Source organism: Streptomyces canus (assembly GCF_001514145.1).
Taxonomy (GTDB): domain Bacteria; phylum Actinomycetota; class Actinomycetes; order Streptomycetales; family Streptomycetaceae; genus Streptomyces; species Streptomyces canus.
Genome location: NZ_KQ948667.1, coordinates 319,241 through 336,351 on the forward strand (window position 1 = coordinate 319,241; position 17,111 = coordinate 336,351).

Annotated in this window: 18 protein-coding genes; 13 read left to right on the forward strand and 5 right to left on the reverse strand. The window is 72.0% G+C overall.

Translation table 11 applies throughout. The annotated features are described in order from the left end of the window. Window position 1 precedes the first annotated feature (1 nt). Together AQJ46_RS33875 and AQJ46_RS33880 are read right to left on the reverse strand one after the other, a co-directional pair. Window positions 2-1,345: a PH domain-containing protein gene (locus AQJ46_RS33875; RefSeq protein ID WP_059209173.1), complete on the reverse strand. Its 1,344-nt coding sequence runs from the start codon at window positions 1,343-1,345 to the stop codon at window positions 2-4. Continuing rightward, the gene (locus tag AQJ46_RS33880; RefSeq protein ID WP_059209174.1) at window positions 1,342-1,845 is read right to left on the reverse strand and encodes a PH domain-containing protein; all 504 of its coding nucleotides are present in this window, start codon (window positions 1,843-1,845) and stop codon (window positions 1,342-1,344) included. The genes AQJ46_RS33875 and AQJ46_RS33880 overlap by 4 nt, the downstream gene beginning before the upstream one ends. A 31-nt stretch (window positions 1,846-1,876) precedes the next feature. Here AQJ46_RS33880 and AQJ46_RS33885 point away from each other — a divergent pair, with 31 nt between their 5' ends. Further along, a complete protein-coding gene (locus tag AQJ46_RS33885) occupies window positions 1,877-3,028 on the forward strand; it encodes an NADH-quinone oxidoreductase subunit D (protein ID WP_057612431.1) in 1,152 nt (383 codons plus the stop codon). Here AQJ46_RS33885 and AQJ46_RS33890 read toward each other — a convergent pair. Then, window positions 2,993-4,057, reverse strand: a complete 1,065-nt coding sequence (locus tag AQJ46_RS33890; RefSeq protein WP_059209175.1) for an SAM-dependent methyltransferase — start codon at window positions 4,055-4,057, stop codon at window positions 2,993-2,995. The two genes, AQJ46_RS33885 and AQJ46_RS33890, sit on opposite strands and share 36 nt — an antisense overlap. Before the next feature lie 118 nt (window positions 4,058-4,175). Here AQJ46_RS33890 and AQJ46_RS33895 point away from each other — a divergent pair, with 118 nt between their 5' ends. Continuing rightward, a complete protein-coding gene (locus AQJ46_RS33895) occupies window positions 4,176-5,378 on the forward strand; it encodes a sensor histidine kinase (protein ID WP_059209176.1) in 1,203 nt (400 codons plus the stop codon). Between the two features lie 81 nt (window positions 5,379-5,459). Beyond that, the gene (locus tag AQJ46_RS33900) at window positions 5,460-6,131 is read left to right on the forward strand and encodes a response regulator transcription factor (RefSeq protein WP_057612434.1); all 672 of its coding nucleotides are present in this window, start codon (window positions 5,460-5,462) and stop codon (window positions 6,129-6,131) included. Between the two features lie 19 nt (window positions 6,132-6,150). Here the strand turns inward: AQJ46_RS33900 and AQJ46_RS33905 are convergent, their stop codons facing one another. Continuing rightward, a complete protein-coding gene (locus AQJ46_RS33905) occupies window positions 6,151-7,257 on the reverse strand; it encodes a DUF5937 family protein (RefSeq protein ID WP_059209177.1) in 1,107 nt (368 codons plus the stop codon). 292 nt (window positions 7,258-7,549) lie between these two features. Further along, entirely contained in the window at window positions 7,550-8,761 is a 1,212-nt protein-coding gene (locus AQJ46_RS33915; protein WP_059209179.1) for a threonine aldolase family protein, read from the reverse strand. Window positions 8,762-8,934: 173 nt separating this feature from the next. On the opposite strand from AQJ46_RS33915, the gene AQJ46_RS33920 reads away from it, so the two are divergent. The 10 genes from AQJ46_RS33920 to AQJ46_RS33965 all read left to right on the forward strand — a co-directional run bounded on the left by AQJ46_RS33920 (window position 8,935) and on the right by AQJ46_RS33965 (window position 17,076). Beyond that, a complete protein-coding gene (locus AQJ46_RS33920) occupies window positions 8,935-9,864 on the forward strand; it encodes a Rossmann-like and DUF2520 domain-containing protein (RefSeq protein WP_059209180.1) in 930 nt (309 codons plus the stop codon). Beyond that, complete coding sequence (gene panC / locus AQJ46_RS33925) at window positions 9,861-10,853, forward strand: pantoate--beta-alanine ligase (RefSeq protein WP_059209181.1); 993 nt, start codon at window positions 9,861-9,863, stop codon at window positions 10,851-10,853. Before AQJ46_RS33920 ends, panC begins: the two co-directional genes overlap by 4 nt. Continuing rightward, on the forward strand, window positions 10,850-12,559 hold the full coding sequence (locus AQJ46_RS33930) for an L-aspartate oxidase (protein ID WP_059209182.1): 1,710 nt from the start codon (window positions 10,850-10,852) through the stop codon (window positions 12,557-12,559). The genes panC and AQJ46_RS33930 overlap by 4 nt, the downstream gene beginning before the upstream one ends. Before the next feature lie 5 nt (window positions 12,560-12,564). Next, window positions 12,565-13,551, forward strand: a complete 987-nt coding sequence (gene nadC / locus AQJ46_RS33935) for a carboxylating nicotinate-nucleotide diphosphorylase (protein WP_059209183.1) — start codon at window positions 12,565-12,567, stop codon at window positions 13,549-13,551. 5 nt (window positions 13,552-13,556) lie between these two features. Then, complete coding sequence (locus AQJ46_RS33940; RefSeq protein ID WP_059209184.1) at window positions 13,557-14,354, forward strand: type III pantothenate kinase; 798 nt, start codon at window positions 13,557-13,559, stop codon at window positions 14,352-14,354. Between the two features lie 147 nt (window positions 14,355-14,501). Beyond that, window positions 14,502-15,182, forward strand: coding sequence for a hypothetical protein (locus tag AQJ46_RS33945; protein WP_059209185.1), 681 nt, complete (start codon window positions 14,502-14,504; stop codon window positions 15,180-15,182). 51 nt (window positions 15,183-15,233) lie between these two features. Continuing rightward, window positions 15,234-15,416 carry a hypothetical protein gene (locus AQJ46_RS33950; protein WP_059209186.1) on the forward strand — a complete coding sequence of 61 codons (183 nt, stop codon included), beginning with the start codon at window positions 15,234-15,236 and terminating at the stop codon, window positions 15,414-15,416. A 151-nt stretch (window positions 15,417-15,567) separates the two neighbouring features. Beyond that, window positions 15,568-15,960, forward strand: coding sequence for a BlaI/MecI/CopY family transcriptional regulator (locus AQJ46_RS33955; RefSeq protein WP_079072524.1), 393 nt, complete (start codon window positions 15,568-15,570; stop codon window positions 15,958-15,960). A gap of 9 nt (window positions 15,961-15,969) precedes the next feature. After that, window positions 15,970-16,518 (forward strand): amino-acid N-acetyltransferase, encoded by a 549-nt coding sequence (locus tag AQJ46_RS33960; RefSeq protein ID WP_057612446.1) that lies wholly within the window; start codon window positions 15,970-15,972, stop codon window positions 16,516-16,518. 222 nt (window positions 16,519-16,740) lie between these two features. Beyond that, a complete protein-coding gene (locus tag AQJ46_RS33965; protein WP_057612447.1) occupies window positions 16,741-17,076 on the forward strand; it encodes a histone-like nucleoid-structuring protein Lsr2 in 336 nt (111 codons plus the stop codon). Window positions 17,077-17,111: the final 35 nt, after the last annotated feature.

Sequence of the window (17,111 nt, forward strand, 5' to 3'; positions counted from 1 at the left end):
GTCAGACCATCCAGCGGTCGGGCCGTGCCCCTTTCCGTCCCGTCCGCGACCTCTCCGCCTGCGCCTTGAGCAGCTCCGCGGCCTCCTGGGCGTCCCTCAGGCGGGCCGTGACGGTCTTGTTCGCTCCCGTGTCCACATGGACGTCGGCGACCCGCCACAGCCGCTCCCAGGGCCCTTGCGTGAGCCGCACGCTCTGGACCTTGGCGTGCGGGACGAGCGCCAAGGTCCGCCGCAGCAGCCCCTGGCGTGCCGCGAACACCGAGTCGGTGACGGCGAGTCCGTAGCCGCGCCACCACACGGGCACGCACCGGCCGGCCCGCCGCGGGGGCCGCACCAGCGCCGACAGCGGCGGCACGGTCACACCGGGCAGCACACGCGCGACGACCGCCTCGGCGACCTCGCGGGGAGCGACCGGCACCAGCACGGAGTTGGACGAACCGGCCACGTCCAGTTCGACCCGGACCCAGCCGCGCCGCCGCCACAGCAGCGGCTCCACGATCCGTACGGTCTGCACCCGCCCCGGCGGCACCGTCTCGTGGCTGCGGTCCAGGAGCCCGTGGTCGATGCGCAGCCCGTCCGGGGACTCGCCGACCGTCCAGTCGTACTCGCTGACGAACCGCCCCACGCTGCTCGCCCCCGCCGCGCCGAGCAGCGGCAGGGCGGTTGCGAGGACCGTCCAGACGCTGTGGGTGGCCATCCACAGCAGCGGCGGTACGACGAGGGCGGCGACCAGGCTGCCCCAGGTGGCGCCCGTCAGCACGAGAGAGAGCGCGAGATCGCGCGGGGGCGTGTGCAGCAGCTCGCGCGCCGGAGCCTCACCCACCTCGTGCGCGGTCTCGGGAGCGAACCCGGCGGCGCGCGCGAGGAGTTCCGCGCGCAGAGCCCGAGCCTCGCGCTCCCCGAGGAAGGCCAGTTCGTCCTTCTTGTCGGTGCCCACGACATCGAGCCTGAGCTTCGCGACGCCCGCCACGCGCGCGAGGAGCGGCTGGGTGACGTCGATCGCCTGGATCCGCTCGAGCCGGATGTGCGCGGTACGCCGGAACAACAGCCCGGTCCGGATGCGCAGTTCCGTGTCGGTCACCGCGAAGTGGGTGAACCACCAGGTGAGAAAGCCGTACAGGGCGGCGGCCGGGACGACGACGGCGAGCGCGATCAGCAGCGTGGTGGTCGTCAGCCGGGTCAACTGGCGCTGCGTCTGGTCGGGGTCGTGCACGGCCCACCCGATGACGACGGCGACCGGCGCCCACGCCCGCCTGAGGGGCGTTATGGGATGCAGCCGCCGCTCGGTGACGGGTTCTTTCTCCGGCTTCTCCTGTACGGCGTCGTCGACGCCCGGAGTCGTCACAGGCCCGCCGATCGGGCCTCGCCGAGTTCGGTGAGCCGGTCGCGCAGCCGCTCCGCCTCGGCCGGGTCGAGGCCGGGGATGGCAGCGTCGGTCGCCGCGGCCGCCGTGTGCAGCTGGACGCTGGCCAGCCCGAAGTGCCGCTCCACCGGCCCGGAGGTGACCTCGACCAGCTGCATGCGGCCGTACGGTACGACGGTCTCCTCGCGCCACAGCACGCCCCGGCTGATCAGCAGGTCGTCGGCGCGCTCGGCGTAGCGCCAGGAGCGCCAGTTGCGGCCGATCATCACCCACCCCCAGCAGATGAGGGCGAGCGGGAGCAGCGCGAAGGCCGCCCACGCCGGCCCGCACAGCAGCCCGAGCAGCAGCCCCATGGCGACGGCGAGCAGTCCCAGCCACACCACCAGCAACAGCCGTCGCATCCGCAGCAGCCCCGGCGGCAGCCCGGTCCACACCGGTTCGTCGCCCGCGACCTCAGTGTTCTGCCCGCTCCCCGTCTCCATGGGGCCAGCGTACGTAGGAGAGACTGTGTCCATGACTCCTACGACGGAGACCACGGTCGGCATCGGCGGCGCCGCGGAGAGCACCGACATGGTGCTCAACATCGGACCGCAGCACCCGTCCACCCATGGTGTGCTGCGCCTGAGGCTCGTCCTGGACGGCGAGCGCATCATGAGCGCGGAGCCGGTGATCGGCTATATGCACCGCGGCGCGGAGAAGCTCTTCGAGGCGCGCGACTACCGCCAGATCATCATGCTCGCCAACCGCCACGACTGGCTGTCGGCCTTCTCCAACGAGCTGGGCGTGGTCCTCGCCGTGGAGCGGATGCTCGGCATGGAGGTCCCCACGCGCGCGGTGTGGACGCGCACGCTGCTCGCCGAGCTCAACCGGGTGCTGAACCACCTGATGTTCCTGGGCTCGTACCCGCTGGAGCTCGGCGGCATCACCCCGGTCTTCTATGCGTTCCGGGAGCGGGAAGTCCTCCAGAACGTCATGGAGGAGGTCTCCGGCGGCCGGATGCACTACATGTTCAACCGCGTCGGCGGCCTCAAGGAGGACCTGCCGGCCGGCTGGTCCACGCGCGCGCGTGCCGCCGTCTCCGCCGTGCGCTCGCGCATGGACCGCTTCGACGACCTGGTGCTCGGCAACGAGATCTTCCGGGGCCGCACCCGGGACGTGGGCGTCCTCGCGCCCGAGGCCGTCCACGCGTACGGCGTCAGCGGGCCCATCGCGCGTGCCTCGGGCGTCGACTTCGACCTGCGCCGCGACGAGCCGTACCTCGGCTACGGAGAGCTCCAGGACACGCTGAAGGTGGTCACACGCGAGGAGGGCGACTGCCTCGCCCGCTTCGAGGTCCTCCTGGAGCAGACCCACAACGCCCTCGACCTCGCCGACGCCTGCCTGGACCGGCTCGCCGAGCTGCCGCCCGGACCGATCAACCAGCGGCTCCCCAAGGTCCTGAAGGCGCCCGAGGGGCACACGTACGCGTGGACCGAGAACCCGCTCGGCATCAACGGCTACTACCTCGTCAGCAAGGGCGAGAAGACCCCGTACCGGCTGAAGCTGCGCTCGGCCTCGTACAACAACATCCAGGCCCTGGTCGAGCTGTTGCCGGGCACGCTGGTCGCGGACATGGTGGCGATCCTGGGATCACTGTTCTTCGTGGTCGGGGACATCGACAAGTAGGCCGGCGAGCGGCCCGTCGAGGGGCGCGTCCGGAATTCCGACGGACAGGCCCACGGGCTGGAGCAGCCAGCCGAAGTCGCCGAGGCCGCCCGCCGCGGTGAGCTCGGCGGCCTCTCCGGCACGCGCGAGGGCGCGTACGTACTCCGTGGGCCGCGTGGACGCGAGCGTGAGCGGGGGGCGTGCGCCCGCGATGCCCAGGGCGCGCAGCGCATCGCGTTGGGTGAGCACGCGCCCTCCGGGGAGCGCGCACGCGTCCAGCGCCACATGGGCCGTGAGGTCGCACGACCCGTCCGGTACGGGGGCCGTCTCGCGCCCTTCACGGAAACCGGTGAGTGTCCCGAACAGGGGGCGTGAGGATGCCGTGTGCGCGTAGTCGACGGCGACCGCGAGCCCTCCCTCCACCGCGGCGACCACCGACGCCCACGCCTCGTCCCGGGGCAGACCGATCTCGGCCCGCAGCCCCTCCTCGGGCGGCAGCGGCCACCACCGGTCCAGCCACTCGGCGTCCGCCCCGGCGACCGGTTCCCCGAGACGCTCGCGACCGTCCCGTCGTACGAGCACCTGTCGTGGGACGCCCGAGGCGTCCGTCTCGGCGATCTCCACGGGTACGTTGTCCAGCCATTCGTTGGCGAACAGCAGCCCGGTGATGTTCTTCGGTGGCCCGGTCAGCCACTCGATCCGGTGATCGAGGGCCTCGGGGCGGTCGGCGATCTCGACGGCGTACGCGCGCGTGCGGGCGGCCACGTCGGCGGGCAGGGCGGTGAGGACGCCGGTGGCCAACTCGCCCCGCCCCGCGGCCATGTCGACGAAGTCGAGCCGTGCGGGCCGCCCGAGCGCCTCGTCGATGCGGCACAGCAGCCGGGCCACGGCCTCGGCGAACAACGGCGAGGCGTGCACGGACGTACGGAAGTGCCCGGCCGGGCCCTCCGGCCTGAGGTAGAAGCCGTCAGGGCCGTAGAGGGCGGCCTCGGTGGCGGCCCGCCAGCCGCTCCAGTCGCCTGTCGGCCCGGCCGTCGTGTCATCGGTCACGCCGTCAGGCTAGGCGCACGGGGGAAGGGGGCCTCCACCTTGGGGAGTACGCGCGGGCGGTACGGATCGGTCCTCCGGTTGACCCCTGCACACATCACGCTTCCCTACGCTGGGTTACGTGCAGCGCCTCTATGACTTCCTCCGCAGGCACCCGACAGGGGTGGACGTCTTCTGGGCCGTCTTCCTGTTCGGGATCTCGCTCGCGAGCGAAACCGCCCGTGGGGAGTCCCAGGGGACCGAGTCCCCGTGGGCGATCGTGCCGATCGTCCTGCTGTTGTGCCTGGTGATAGCGCTGCGCAGGCGCATGCCGGAGCGCATGCTGCTGCTGGCCGTCGGGCTCGGCGTGGTGCAGCTCGCGCTGGACGTGGAGACCACGAGCGCCGACTTCGCCTTCCTGGTGATCGTCTACACGGTGGCCGCCACGGGCGCTCGCTGGGCCTCCCGGCTGGCGCTGACGATCGGCCTGTGCGCGGCCCCCGTCGCGCAGCTGCGCTGGCCGAACGAGCACTCCGGCGTCCTCGGCAATGTCGCGATCATGATCTTTCAGACCGTGCCGTTCGCCCTGGCCTGGGTGCTCGGCGACTCGATCCGCACCCGGCGCGCGTACTTCGCGCAGCTGGAGGAGCGCAACGCGCGCCTGGAGAAGGAGCGCGAGGCGCAGGCGAAGGTCGCCGTCGCCGCCGAGCGCGCCAGGATCGCCCGCGAGCTGCACGATGTCGTCGCTCACAACGTGTCCGTCATGGTCGTCCAGGCCGACGGTGCCGCCTATGTCCTCGACGCCGCGCCCGACCAGGCCAAGAAGGCACTGGAGACCATCTCCTCCACCGGCCGCCAGGCGCTCGCCGAGATGCGCCGCCTGCTGGGCGTGCTGCGCACCGGCGAGCACCAGGAGGGCGGCGAGTACGTCCCGCAGCCCGACGTCGAGCAGATCGAGGACCTCGTCGAGCAGTGCCGCGGATCCGGCCTCCCCGTCGACTTCAAGATCGAGGGCACGCCGCGCCAGCTGCCCAGCGGCGTCGAGCTCACGGCGTACCGCATCGTGCAGGAGGCGCTCACCAACACGCGCAAACACGGCGGCCCGAACGCGGGCGCGAGCGTGCGCCTGGTCTACTTCGACGACGGCCTCGGCCTGCTCGTCGAGGACGACGGCAAGGGCGCTCCGCACGAGCTGTACGAGGAGGGCGGCGCCGACGGTGCGGGCCACGGCCTGATCGGCATGCGCGAGCGCGTCGGTATGGTCGGCGGCACCCTGGACGCGGGTCCCCGCCCCGGCGGAGGATTCCGCATCAGTGCGCTGCTGCCGCTCAAACCAGCGCATTGACGCCGACGCACGCCCCCTGTTGACACCTGTCACGCCCCCTGGCGACCTGCCGTACGACCCCGAGGAAACGGAAGAGGACCGATGACGATCCGCGTGATGCTCGTCGATGACCAGGTGCTGCTGCGCACCGGGTTCCGGATGGTGCTCGCAGCCCAGCCGGACATGGAGGTCGTCGCGGAGGCGGGGGACGGGGTGGAGGCGCTCCAGGTGCTGCGCTCGACCGCCGTGGACGTCGTCCTGATGGACGTGCGCATGCCGAAGCTCGACGGTGTCGAGGCCACCCGCCGCATCTGCTCGGAGCCCGAACCGCCGAAGGTGCTGATCCTGACCACCTTCGACCTGGACGAGTACGCCTTCTCCGGGCTGAAGGCGGGGGCCTCCGGCTTCATGCTCAAGGACGTGCCGCCCGGCGAGCTGCTCACCGCGATCCGCTCCGTGCACAGCGGCGACGCCGTGGTCGCCCCCTCGACGACCCGGCGCCTGCTCGACCGGTTCGCGCCCATGCTGCCCGCCACCGGCAAGGAGCCCCAGCACAAGGAGCTGGAGCGGCTCACCGGCCGCGAGCGCGAGGTCATGGTGCTGGTCGCACAGGGGCTCTCCAACGGCGAGATCGCGGCCCGGCTGGTGCTGTCCGAGGCGACGGTGAAGACCCATGTCGGCCGCATCCTGACCAAGCTGGGCCTCAGGGACCGGGTGCAGGTGGTGGTCCTCGCCTACGAAACGGGGCTGGTGCGCGCGGGCGGGCACGGCTGAGCCACGGCTCGGCCGGGGGCTACCTCAATATCCCTTCGAGGAAGTCGCTGCCGAGCCGCGCCACCACGGTGACGTCCAGCTGGTGCAGGACGTACCGGCCGCGACGGCGGGTGGTGATCAGGCCCGCCTTCTTCAGGACGCTCAGGTGCCGGGATATCTCCGGGGCGGTCATGCCGTGCACCTGGGCGAGCTCGCTCGTGGTGCGGGCGCTGCGGGCCAGATGGCGGCACAGTCGCATCCGGACGGGGTGGGAGAGTGCGGTCAGCCGCAGGGCCAGCTGCTCGACCGAGGGCGGGCAGGCGAGCTCGGGGGAGCCGACGGGGTAGTGCAGGGCGGGCTGCCAGCCGTACCGGTGCAGGACGCTCAGGTGCGGCCAGCCCAGGCTCGTGGGGATCAGCAGCAGACCGCCCTCCGCCGTGGCGCTGCGTCCGATGCCCAGCTTGTCGACCGTGATGCGGCCCTCCGCCTCGTCGAGCGTGACCGCCGGCGACACCGCGGTGAGCGCCTCCGCGAGGCCCTTGCGGCGCAGCAGGTCCGTCTTGTGGCGGGCGTCCGCCGCGAGCTGGTGGCGCAGCCGCGACCAGGTGTCCGCGAAGAACGCCTCGTCGCAGTCCTCCACGAACTGCCGGAACCAGGCCCGGATCCGCGGCGGGTCGCCCAGCAGCCGCTCGGCGAACCGCACCTGTTGGGGTCCGCGGGACGCGGCCAGCTCCAGGGCACGCCGGTGCAACGCGCTGTCGGAGAGCACACTCGGGCCCTGCGAGGAATACGGCATCGCGCAGGTGAACTCCAGGGCCGCGTCCACGAACTGCTCGTCCGTCAGCTTGTCGAGCAGGTCCAGATCCTCGGCGATGGAGGCCCCGGGGAGCGTGGTCCGGCCCGTGATGCCGGCGAAGGGCATGAACAGGTCCGAGAACGTCGTCCGCCACAGGAAGTCCGCCTCGCACATCCGGTCGGCCAGATGCGGGTCGAGCCGGGCGGTCACGCCGGTCACCCAGGCCTGCAGCCCCGGATGGTGCCCCGGCTCGGCCAGCGCGTGCAGCGCCATGCCGAGCTCGGCCAGGGGCGAGGGCACGACGGCCACCCTCTCCGGCCGCAGCCCCGCGATGTCGATGCGCACGCTCATGACGTCATGGTGCACCCCGCCACTGACAACGCCGTCCCCGATTGACGGCGGCCGTCAACCGACGCGACGCGGCTCCCGCGGCGGCGCAGCCTGGGGTCATGAGCGTCACCCAGCAGCACCTTCTCGACACGTACCGCGCCCGGCACCTCGGCAGCCCCGTCCCGCCGGCGCCCGGCACCCAGGACGTGCGGGTCGTGCGCCAACTGCGCGAACACCGGCGGTTCCTGGCGGCGCCGGCGGAGCGGCCGGCCCAGGGGCGGATGCGGGACGCGCCGCCCCAGCCGCCGACCCGCTATCCGCTGACCTCCCTCAGCCGGGCGACGAAGTCCGCGGCCGCCGTCCGCACGTCCGCCGCCGTCCACTCCAGGGCCGCGCCGCGGACGTTGACCTCGGTCATGGACAGGCCGGGGCCCTTCTCGTCCCAGGGGTTGATGAACAGGGCCGTCCCCGTCTCCTCCGACTGCCGGATCGCCGCCTCGGAGAGCTCGTCGACGCCGTACGGCAGCCAGAGCTGGAAGTCGAAGGTGTGCGGCGCCTCGGGGTGGACCCGCGCCCACGGCATCCCGGCCTCCGAGAGCCCCTCGCGCAGCGCGGCGGCCACCACGCGCGCGTGGGTGACGTACTCGGGCAGCCTGGGCAGTTCGTGTTCCAGTCCGGCGAGGGCCGACAGGACGGTCGGGAACTGCTGGAAGACCGCGCCGCCGTACCGGTGCCGCCAGGTCTTCGCCTCGTCGATCAGGGTCTTCGGGCCGGCGAGCGCGGCCCCGCCGAAGGCTTGGAGGGACTTGTAGAACGACACGTACACGCTGTCCGCGAGGTCCGCGATCTCGGCCAGGGGGCGGCCGAAGTGGACGGTGGTCTCCCACAGGCGCGCCCCGTCGAAGTGCACCACGGCGTCGCGCTCGCGAGCCGCCTCCACGACCTCGGTGAGCTCCTCCCAGGTGGGCAGCAGGAATCCGGCGTCCCTGAGGGGCAGTTCCAGCATCAGCGCCCCGAAGGGCTCCTCGAAGCCGCGTATCTCGTCGGCCGTGGGCTGCCGCGGCTCGCTCGTCACATGGACCGGGCGCAGACCGGAGACCTCCCGGAAGGCGTCGCGCTCGTGCACCTCGGGGTGGGCCAGGGGGTGCAGGGCGACAGTGGGGTTGCCGGTGCGGCCCGCCCAGCAGCGCAGTGCCACCTGCTGGGCCATCGTGCCGGTCGGGAAGAAGGCGGCGGCCTCCTTGCCGAGGAGTCCTGCGACCTTCTCCTCCAGGGCCTCGACGATGCCGTTCCCGTAGAGGTCGGACGGCTCGTCCAGGTCGTAGAGCGTGTCCGCCCCGTCGAGCAGCGACAGGCGCTCGCGGAGGGGTGCGAGCAACCCCAGGCGGGCCAGGGTGCGCTTCGCGCTCCGGTACGCGCTGATGCGCCGTGCGCGGCGGCGCAGAAGCCGTTCCGCCTCCGTGAGCTGCTCCGGTGGTGCCTCGTCCGCCGCCTGCCCCGCGCTCTGCTCCGCTGTGTCACTCATGCCCGGATCATCTCGTGCGCCCCGGGCGCGGGCACACGGATTTCCGCGCTCCCAGGCCCGCACGGAAACCCACAGCCTGTGGACAACCGGACACCCCTCGAACCGATCGCGTTAACATGACGAGAAATCGTCCGGTACCCAGATGCGGACTGGAACGGGAAGGCCGCCGTCGCGTGAGTACAGCCCAACAGCCAGACAACAAGGACCGCCCCGCGCGGCTCACCGTCGGCGTCGTCGGCGCCGGCCGGGTGGGACCGACGCTCGCCGCGTCCCTCCAACTCGCCGGGCACCGGCCGGTGGCCGTCTCCGGGGTCTCCGACGCCTCCCGGCGGCGGGCCGCGCTGATGCTCCCGGACGTCCCGCTCGTCACCCCCGAGGACGTCCTGCAGCGCGCCGACCTGGTGCTGCTGACCGTCCCCGACGACACCCTGCCCGGTCTCGTCGAGGGGCTCGCCGAGACCGGTGCCGTGCGGCCGGGGCAGCTGCTCGTGCACACCTCCGGGCGGTACGGCGCGAAGGTCCTGGACCCCGCCCTGCGCGCGGGCGCGCTGCCGCTGGCCCTGCACCCGGCGATGACCTTCACCGGCACTCCTGTGGACGTCCAGCGCCTGGCGGGCTGCTCCTTCGGCGTCACCGCCCCCGAGGAGCTGAGGCTGGCCGCCGAGGCCCTCGTCATCGAGATGGGCGGCGAGCCCGAGTGGATCGACGAGGAGAAGCGGCCGCTGTACCACGCGGCTCTGGCCCTCGGCGCCAACCACCTGGTCACCCTGGTCGCCCAGGCCATGGAGCTGCTGCGCTCGGCCGGTGTCGCGGCCCCGGACCGAATGCTCGGCCCGCTGCTCGGCGCCGCCCTCGACAACGCCCTGCGCTCCGGCGACGCGGCCCTCACCGGACCCGTCGCGCGCGGGGACGCCGGCACGGTCGCCGCGCACGTCACGGAGCTGCGCAGGCACGCCCCGCAGACCGTCGCGGGCTATCTCGCGATGGCCCGTGCGACCGCCGACCGGGCGCTCGCCCACGGACTGCTGAAGCCGGAGCTCGCCGAGGACCTCCTCGGGGTACTCGCCACGGGCACCAACGGCTCCGAGGGGGACGCCCGATGACCACGACCCTGCTGCGCACCGCCGGTGAACTGCACGCACGCGCGCGCGTGGGCCGCCGGGCCGTCGTGATGACCATGGGCGCCCTGCACGAGGGCCACGCCACCCTCATCCGCACCGCGCGCGAGATCGCCGGACCCGACGGCGAGGTCGTCGTCACCGTTTTCGTGAACCCCCTCCAGTTCGGCGCGGGCGAGGACCTCGACCGCTACCCGCGCACCCTCGACGCCGACCTCAAGATCGCCGAGGACGCCGGCGCGGACGCCGTCTTCGCACCCTCCGTCGACGTGGTCTACCCCGGCGGCGAGCCCCAGGTGCGCATCAGCGCGGGCCCGATGGGAGAGCGGCTGGAGGGCGCCTCGCGTCCGGGCCATTTCGACGGCATGCTCACCGTCGTCGCCAAGCTGCTGCACCTCACCCGCCCCGACATCGCCCTCTACGGCCAGAAGGACGCCCAGCAGCTCGCTCTGATCCGCCGGATGGTGCGCGACCTGAACTTCGGCGTCGACATCGTCGGCGTTCCCACCGTGCGCGAGGACGACGGCCTGGCCCTGTCCAGCCGCAACCGCTACCTCAAGCCGCAGGAACGGCGCACGGCGCTCGCCCTGTCCCGCGCGCTGTTCGCGGGCCGCGACCGGCACGCGGCACAGGAGGCGTTGCGCGCGCGGGCCCGCGAAGTGCCCGCCACGCAGGCGCGTGCCGAGGCGCTGAGCGCCCTCGGCGAGTCCCGCGCGGCCGCCGACGCGCACGCCGTCGCCAAAGCCCTTCCCGGTGCGCCCTCGGCCGTCCGCGCGGCCGCCCGCCTGATCCTGGACGACGCCGCGCGCCAGGACCCGCCGCTCGCCCTGGACTACCTCGCACTCGTCGACCCGACCGACTTCAGCGAGATCGACGACGACTTCACCGGCGAGGCCGTCCTCGCCGTCGCCGCCCGGGTGGGGACGACCCGGCTGATCGACAACATCCCCCTGACCTTCGGAGCCGCCTCGTGACCAGCACAGGCATACGACTGCACGCACCCGCGCCCGGGTGGTCCATCGACGCGGACGTCGTGGTCGTGGGCTCCGGCGTCGCCGGCCTGACCGCGGCCCTGCGCTGCGAGGCCGAGGGCCTGAGGACCGTCGTCGTCACCAAGGCCCGCCTCGACGACGGCTCCACCCGCTGGGCGCAGGGCGGCATCGCCGCGGCCCTCGGTGAGGGCGACACCCCCGAACAGCACCTGGACGACACGCTGGTGGCGGGCGCGGGCCTGTGCGACGAGGGGGCCGTACGGATCCTCGTCACCGAGGGACCCGACGCCGTACGCCGCCTGATCGCGACCGGCGCGCACTTCGACGAGTCCGAGGAGGGCGACCTGGCGCTCACCCGCGAGGGCGGCCACCACCGCCGCCGGATCGCGCATGCGGGCGGTGACGCCACCGGCGCGGAGATCTCCCGGGCGCTCGTCGAGGCCGTACGCGCGCGTGGACTGCGCACGATCGAGAACGCGCTCGTGCTCGACCTGCTGACGGACGCGCACGGCCGGACGGCGGGCGTCACCCTGCACGTCATGGGCGAGGGCCAGCACGACGGCGTGGGTGCCGTGCACGCCCCCGCGGTCGTCCTCGCGACCGGCGGCATGGGCCAGGTGTTCTCCGCGACGACCAACCCGTCCGTCTCGACCGGCGACGGCGTGGCGCTCGCCCTGCGGGCCGGTGCGGAGGTCTCGGACCTCGAATTCGTGCAGTTCCACCCGACCGTGCTGTTCCTGGGTGCGGACGCGGAGGGTCAGCAGCCCCTGGTCTCCGAGGCGGTACGCGGCGAGGGCGCCCACCTGGTCGACGCGGACGGCGTGCGCTTCATGGTCGGCCAGCACGAACTCGCCGAACTCGCGCCCCGCGACATCGTCGCCAAGGGCATCACCCGGCGCATGCAGGAGCAGGACGCCGAGCACATGTTCCTCGACGCCCGGCACTTCGGCGCCGACATGTGGGAGCACCGCTTCCCGACGATCCTCGCCGCCTGCCGTGCCCACGGCATCGACCCGGTCGCCGAGCCCATCCCGATCGCGCCGGCCGCCCACTACGCCTCCGGAGGCGTGCGCACCGACTCCCAGGGGCGTACGACCGTCCCTGGCCTGTACGCCTGCGGCGAGGTCGCCTGCACCGGCGTGCACGGCGCGAACCGGCTCGCCTCCAACTCCCTCCTGGAGGGACTGGTCTACGCCGAGCGCATCGCCGTCGACATCGTGGCGAGCCGCACCGGGCTCCACGCGCGTGTGCCCGCACCCGTAGAGCGGCCCGAGAGGCCCGCGCATCCCCTGCTCGCGCCCGAGGCAAGGTTCGCCATCCAACGGATCATGACGCAGGGCGCGGGAGTGCTGCGCTCGGGCGAGTCCCTGTCCAAGGCCGCCGGCCTCCTGCAGCAGCTGCATTCCGACGCCCGCGACGCCCTCGCCGAGAACGGCAAGACGGCCGAGCCCGGCGTCGACACCTGGGAGGCCACCAACCTCCTGTGCGTGGCCCGTGTCCTGGTCGCCGCCGCCCTGCAGCGCGAGGAGACGCGCGGCTGCCACTGGCGCGAGGACGAACCCGACCGGAACGACACGGCATGGCGCCGCCACATCGTCGTACGGCTCAATCCCGACCGGACCCTCGCCGTACACACCACGGATACCGCAGACTTCCCCCCGACCCGGCAGCCCCTTCAGGAGCAGTGACAGTAGTGAGCACCGACGACCTTCCCCTCGCCTCGTCCGGCGGCTGCGGCGACGGCTGCGCCTGTGGCGCCGCCTCCGACGGCACCGACGAGGAATACCTGGAGTGCGGGCTCGACCCCGCGCTCGCGCAGCTCCTGGCCGACGCCGGACTCGACCCCGTGGAGGTCGAGGACATCGCCAACGTCGCCATCCAGGAGGACCTCGACCACGGCGTGGACGTGACGACCGTCGCGACCATCCCCGAGGACGCCGTCGCCACCGCCGACTTCGTCGCGCGGGAGGCGGGCGTCGTGGCCGGCCTGCGGGTCGCCGAGGCGGTCGTCTCGGTGGTCTGCGAGGACGAGTTCGAGGTCGAGCGGCACGTGGAGGACGGCGACCGGGTGGAGGCCGGGCAGAAGCTCCTGTCGGTCACCACCCGCACGCGTGACCTCCTCACCGCCGAGCGCAGCGCGCTCAACCTGCTGTGCCGGCTCTCGGGCATCGCGACCGCCACGCGCGCGTGGGCGGACGCACTGGAGGGCACCAAGGCACGCGTGCGTGACACCCGGAAGACGACTCCGGGGCTCAGGTCGCTGGAGAAGTTCGCCGTGCGCTGCGGGGGCGGGGTCAACCACCGGATGTCGCTGTCCGACGCGGCGCTGGTGAAGGACAACCACGTGGTCGCCGCCGGTGGCGTCGCGCCGGCCTTCAAGGCCGTGCGGGAGGCCTTCCCGGACGTGCCGATCGAGGTCGAGGTCGACACCCTGCACCAGCTGCGGGAGGTCGTGGACGCGGGCGCCGATCTGATCCTGCTGGACAACTTCACGCCCGGGGAGTGCGAAGAAGCTGTCGCGGTCGTGCACGGGCGGGCCGCGCTGGAGGCCTCCGGGCGGCTGACGCTCGCCAACGCGCGCGCGTACGCCGACACCGGGGTCGACTACCTCGCCGTCGGGGCGCTCACCCACTCCTCGCCGATCCTCGACATCGGCCTCGATCTGCGCGAGGCGGAGTAGTCGCGATGCTCCTCACGATCGACGTAGGCAACACGCACACCGTCCTCGGGCTGTTCGACGGCGAGGACATCGTCGAGCACTGGCGGATCTCCACGGACGCGCGCCGGACGGCGGACGAGCTGGCGGTACTGCTTCAGGGCCTGATGGGCATGCATCCGCTCCTCGGCGACGAACTGGGCGACGGGATCGACGGGATCGCGATCTGCGCGACCGTGCCGTCCGTGCTGCACGAGCTGCGTGAGGTGACGCGGCGGTACTACGGCGACGTGCCGGCCGTGCTGGTCGAGCCCGGCGTGAAGACGGGGGTGCCGATCCTCACCGACAACCCCAAGGAGGTCGGAGCGGACCGGATCATCAACGCGGTGGCTGCCGTCGAGCTGTTCGGCGGACCGGCGATCGTCGTGGACTTCGGTACGGCGACGACGTTCGACGCGGTGTCCGCGCGCGGGGAGTACGTCGGCGGAGTCATCGCGCCCGGTATCGAGATCTCCGTGGAGGCGCTCGGCGTGAAGGGGGCGCAGCTGCGGAAGATCGAGGTGGCCCGGCCCCGGAGCGTGATCGGCAAGAACACGGTCGAGGCGATGCAGTCCGGCATCGTGTACGGCTTCGCCGGGCAGGTCGACGGGGTCGTGGGCCGGATGGCCCGGGAGCTCGCGGACGATCCGGACGAGGTGACGGTGATCGCCACGGGTGGACTGGCGCCGATGGTGCTGGGGGAGTCGTCGGTGATCGACGAGCATGAGCCCTGGTTGACGCTGGTGGGGCTGCGGCTGGTGTACGAGCGGAACGTGTCACGGATGTGACGTCGCCGTCGGTGACCAGGCCACCCGGTATCCGGCCGCGCGTCCGCGTGGGTGGCCTGGTCACGCCACACCCGTCCCCTATGACGAATTTGTCTGATTAGCGCGTACTGTCACCACATGCCCACGCCATACGGATCCCGCGGCGGCATGGCGTTCGGCGTGGAGGAGCTGCGTGTGCTCCGCCGCGCTCTCGCCCTCGCCCTTCACCCCGCCCCCGCCTCGGCCGAGGACATCAAGGACTGCCACCGCCTCGCCGAGTCCCTCGACGAGGCGGTACGTGAGGGTGCCCGACTGCGCGCCTTCCTGGTGGCCGACCTCGCCCGGTACCGCGCCGCGCTCCCCGGCACCGCCGCCGGTTACCTCACCTTGCTGGAGGAGGCGCTGGGTGCCGGGTACCGGCCCGAGCCCGACGATCTCGCCGCGCTGAGGGCGCTGCGCGGCAACCCCGCCGCAGCAGCACTGCTGAGCCGCTGCCAGGTGCTGGCCGAACGGGACGTACGGGCCCGTCTGGCGGGCTCCACGGCCGCCCGGCGTGCCCGGGTCGCTCCAGTAGTCCCCCCCTCCCGTACCCGCCTCCTGGCGCTGCCCGGGGGTCTTTCCGGAGGTGTTTCCAGGGGTACTTCCGAGGCCGCCCGGGGCGGTCCCGCGGACCAGGACGCCAAGGAGCCGGCGAAGCGTCCCGCCCAGCGGCCGGCGAAACCCGCGGAGAAACCCGCCCCCGCCCCCCAGCCCTCCCGGCGGCCCATCCCCACCCCGGGCGAGGTCTTCCCCCGCCGCAAACCGACCCCGCCCCCGGCGAACCCGCCACAGCACCTGGCCGCGGGCTGACAGAGCACACCCCGCCCGAGTTGTCCCCGTGCGCCTGGCTACTCTGGACGCATGGACTACGTCTCCGCGCTCGTTCCCCCGGTCGTCATGGCCGCGTTCTTCATCGGCCTGATCCGGGTGATCGTGAAGACCCAGGGCGGGGCCAACAAGGCCAAGGAGGACGCGGCCGTCGACGCGGCGCTCGCGCGCGCGCAGGGGGCCAAGCAGTCCTCCGGGTCCGCGGGCGACGCCTGAGCGATCCGCGGCGCCCTCGTCGGCGTACGACTCTCCGAGCCACCGCGCTTTCCGAGTCGTACGCCCTTTTTGTTGCTGTTTGGTGTTGAAAGGGCCCTCCGTCACGCCGATAGCCGGATCTCCCACTATTGTGCGAGCTGTGCCTCGCCCATTGGGAGAACTCGAAGACGCGGTCATGACGCGGGTGTGGAAGTGGAACCGCCCGGTCACCGTTCGGGAAGTCCTGGAAGACCTTCAGCAGGAACGGTCCATCGCCTACACCACGGTGATGACCGTTTTGGACAATCTCCATCAGAAGGGCTGGGTGCGCCGTGAGGCGGAAGGCCGGGCCTATCGATATGAGGCGGTCTCCACACGGGCCGCGTACGCCGCCGCACTGATGAACGACGCCTGGTCCCAGAGTGACAACCCCGCCGCCGCTCTCGTCGCCTTCTTCGGCATGATGAGCGAGGAACAGCGACTGGCACTCCAGGACGCCGTGCGGATGGTCCAGGGGCCGACCGCGGAGAACCCCGACTCGGCATCGCGGGGCGGCGGGCGATAGCGTCCGCTCATGTCCGCGAAGAGTCCCTCCGCCGAGAACCCCGAAGTCACCGCAAAAGCCATCACCGTCCGGCGGGCCCGTACCAGCGATGTCGCCGGCATCCGTCGGCTCCTCGACTCCTACGTCCACGACCGCATCCTGCTCGACAAAGCGACCGTGACGCTTTACGAGGACATCCAGGAGTTCTGGGTCGCCGAGCGCGACGACAACGCCGAGCTGGTCGGCTTCGGCGCCCTGCATGTGATGTGGGAAGACCTCGCGGAAGTGCGCACTCTCGCCGTGAAGCCCGGACTGAAGGGCGCCGGGGTCGGCCATCAGTTGCTGGAGAAGTTGTTGCAGACGGCCCGCTGGCTCGGTGTTCGTCGCGTTTTCTGTCTCACCTTCGAAGTGGACTTCTTCGGCAAGCACGGCTTCGTCGAGATCGGTGAGACACCCGTTGACACCGATGTCTACGCCGAGCTACTGCGTTCCTATGACGAAGGCGTGGCGGAGTTCCTCGGTCTCGAACGGGTGAAACCGAACACCTTGGGCAACAGCCGGATGCTTCTGCATCTGTGATCGCCAGGATTCTGGCGCTCGGCCCTGCCCAGGTTCCCTATGTCCGAAACGCGCACGTTTCCGGACGAGGAGAGCCCTGTCGGTCTCTCCCGAGGGTTTGTGTTTTCCCAGCAAAAGCGGTTTGCTTTCCGACGTACTGCAGTACTGCATATAACAGGGGACGGCGAAACGGCGGACGCCGCAGGACCCCCGGCCCTCAAGTATTGGATGAAAGGAAATCCGGTGGCACAGAAGGTTCAGGTCCTTCTTGTCGATGACATCGACGGCGGCGAGGCGGACGAGACCGTCACGTTCGCGTTGGACGGCAAGACGTACGAGATCGATCTCACGACCGCCAATGCGGACAAGCTCCGTGGCCTTCTCGACCCTTACGTGAAGGGCGGTCGCCGCACCGGAGGCCGAGCCGCGGGCGGGCGCGGAAAGGCGCGGGCCGCTTCCGGTGGCAGCCAGGACACCGCTCAGATCCGTGCCTGGGCAAAGGAGAACGGTTACGAGGTCAATGACCGCGGACGAGTTCCGGCGAGCATTCGCGAGGCTTACGAGAAGGCCAACGCCTGATCGAAAGGTCCACGGCGGCCGGGGCCTGCGAAAGC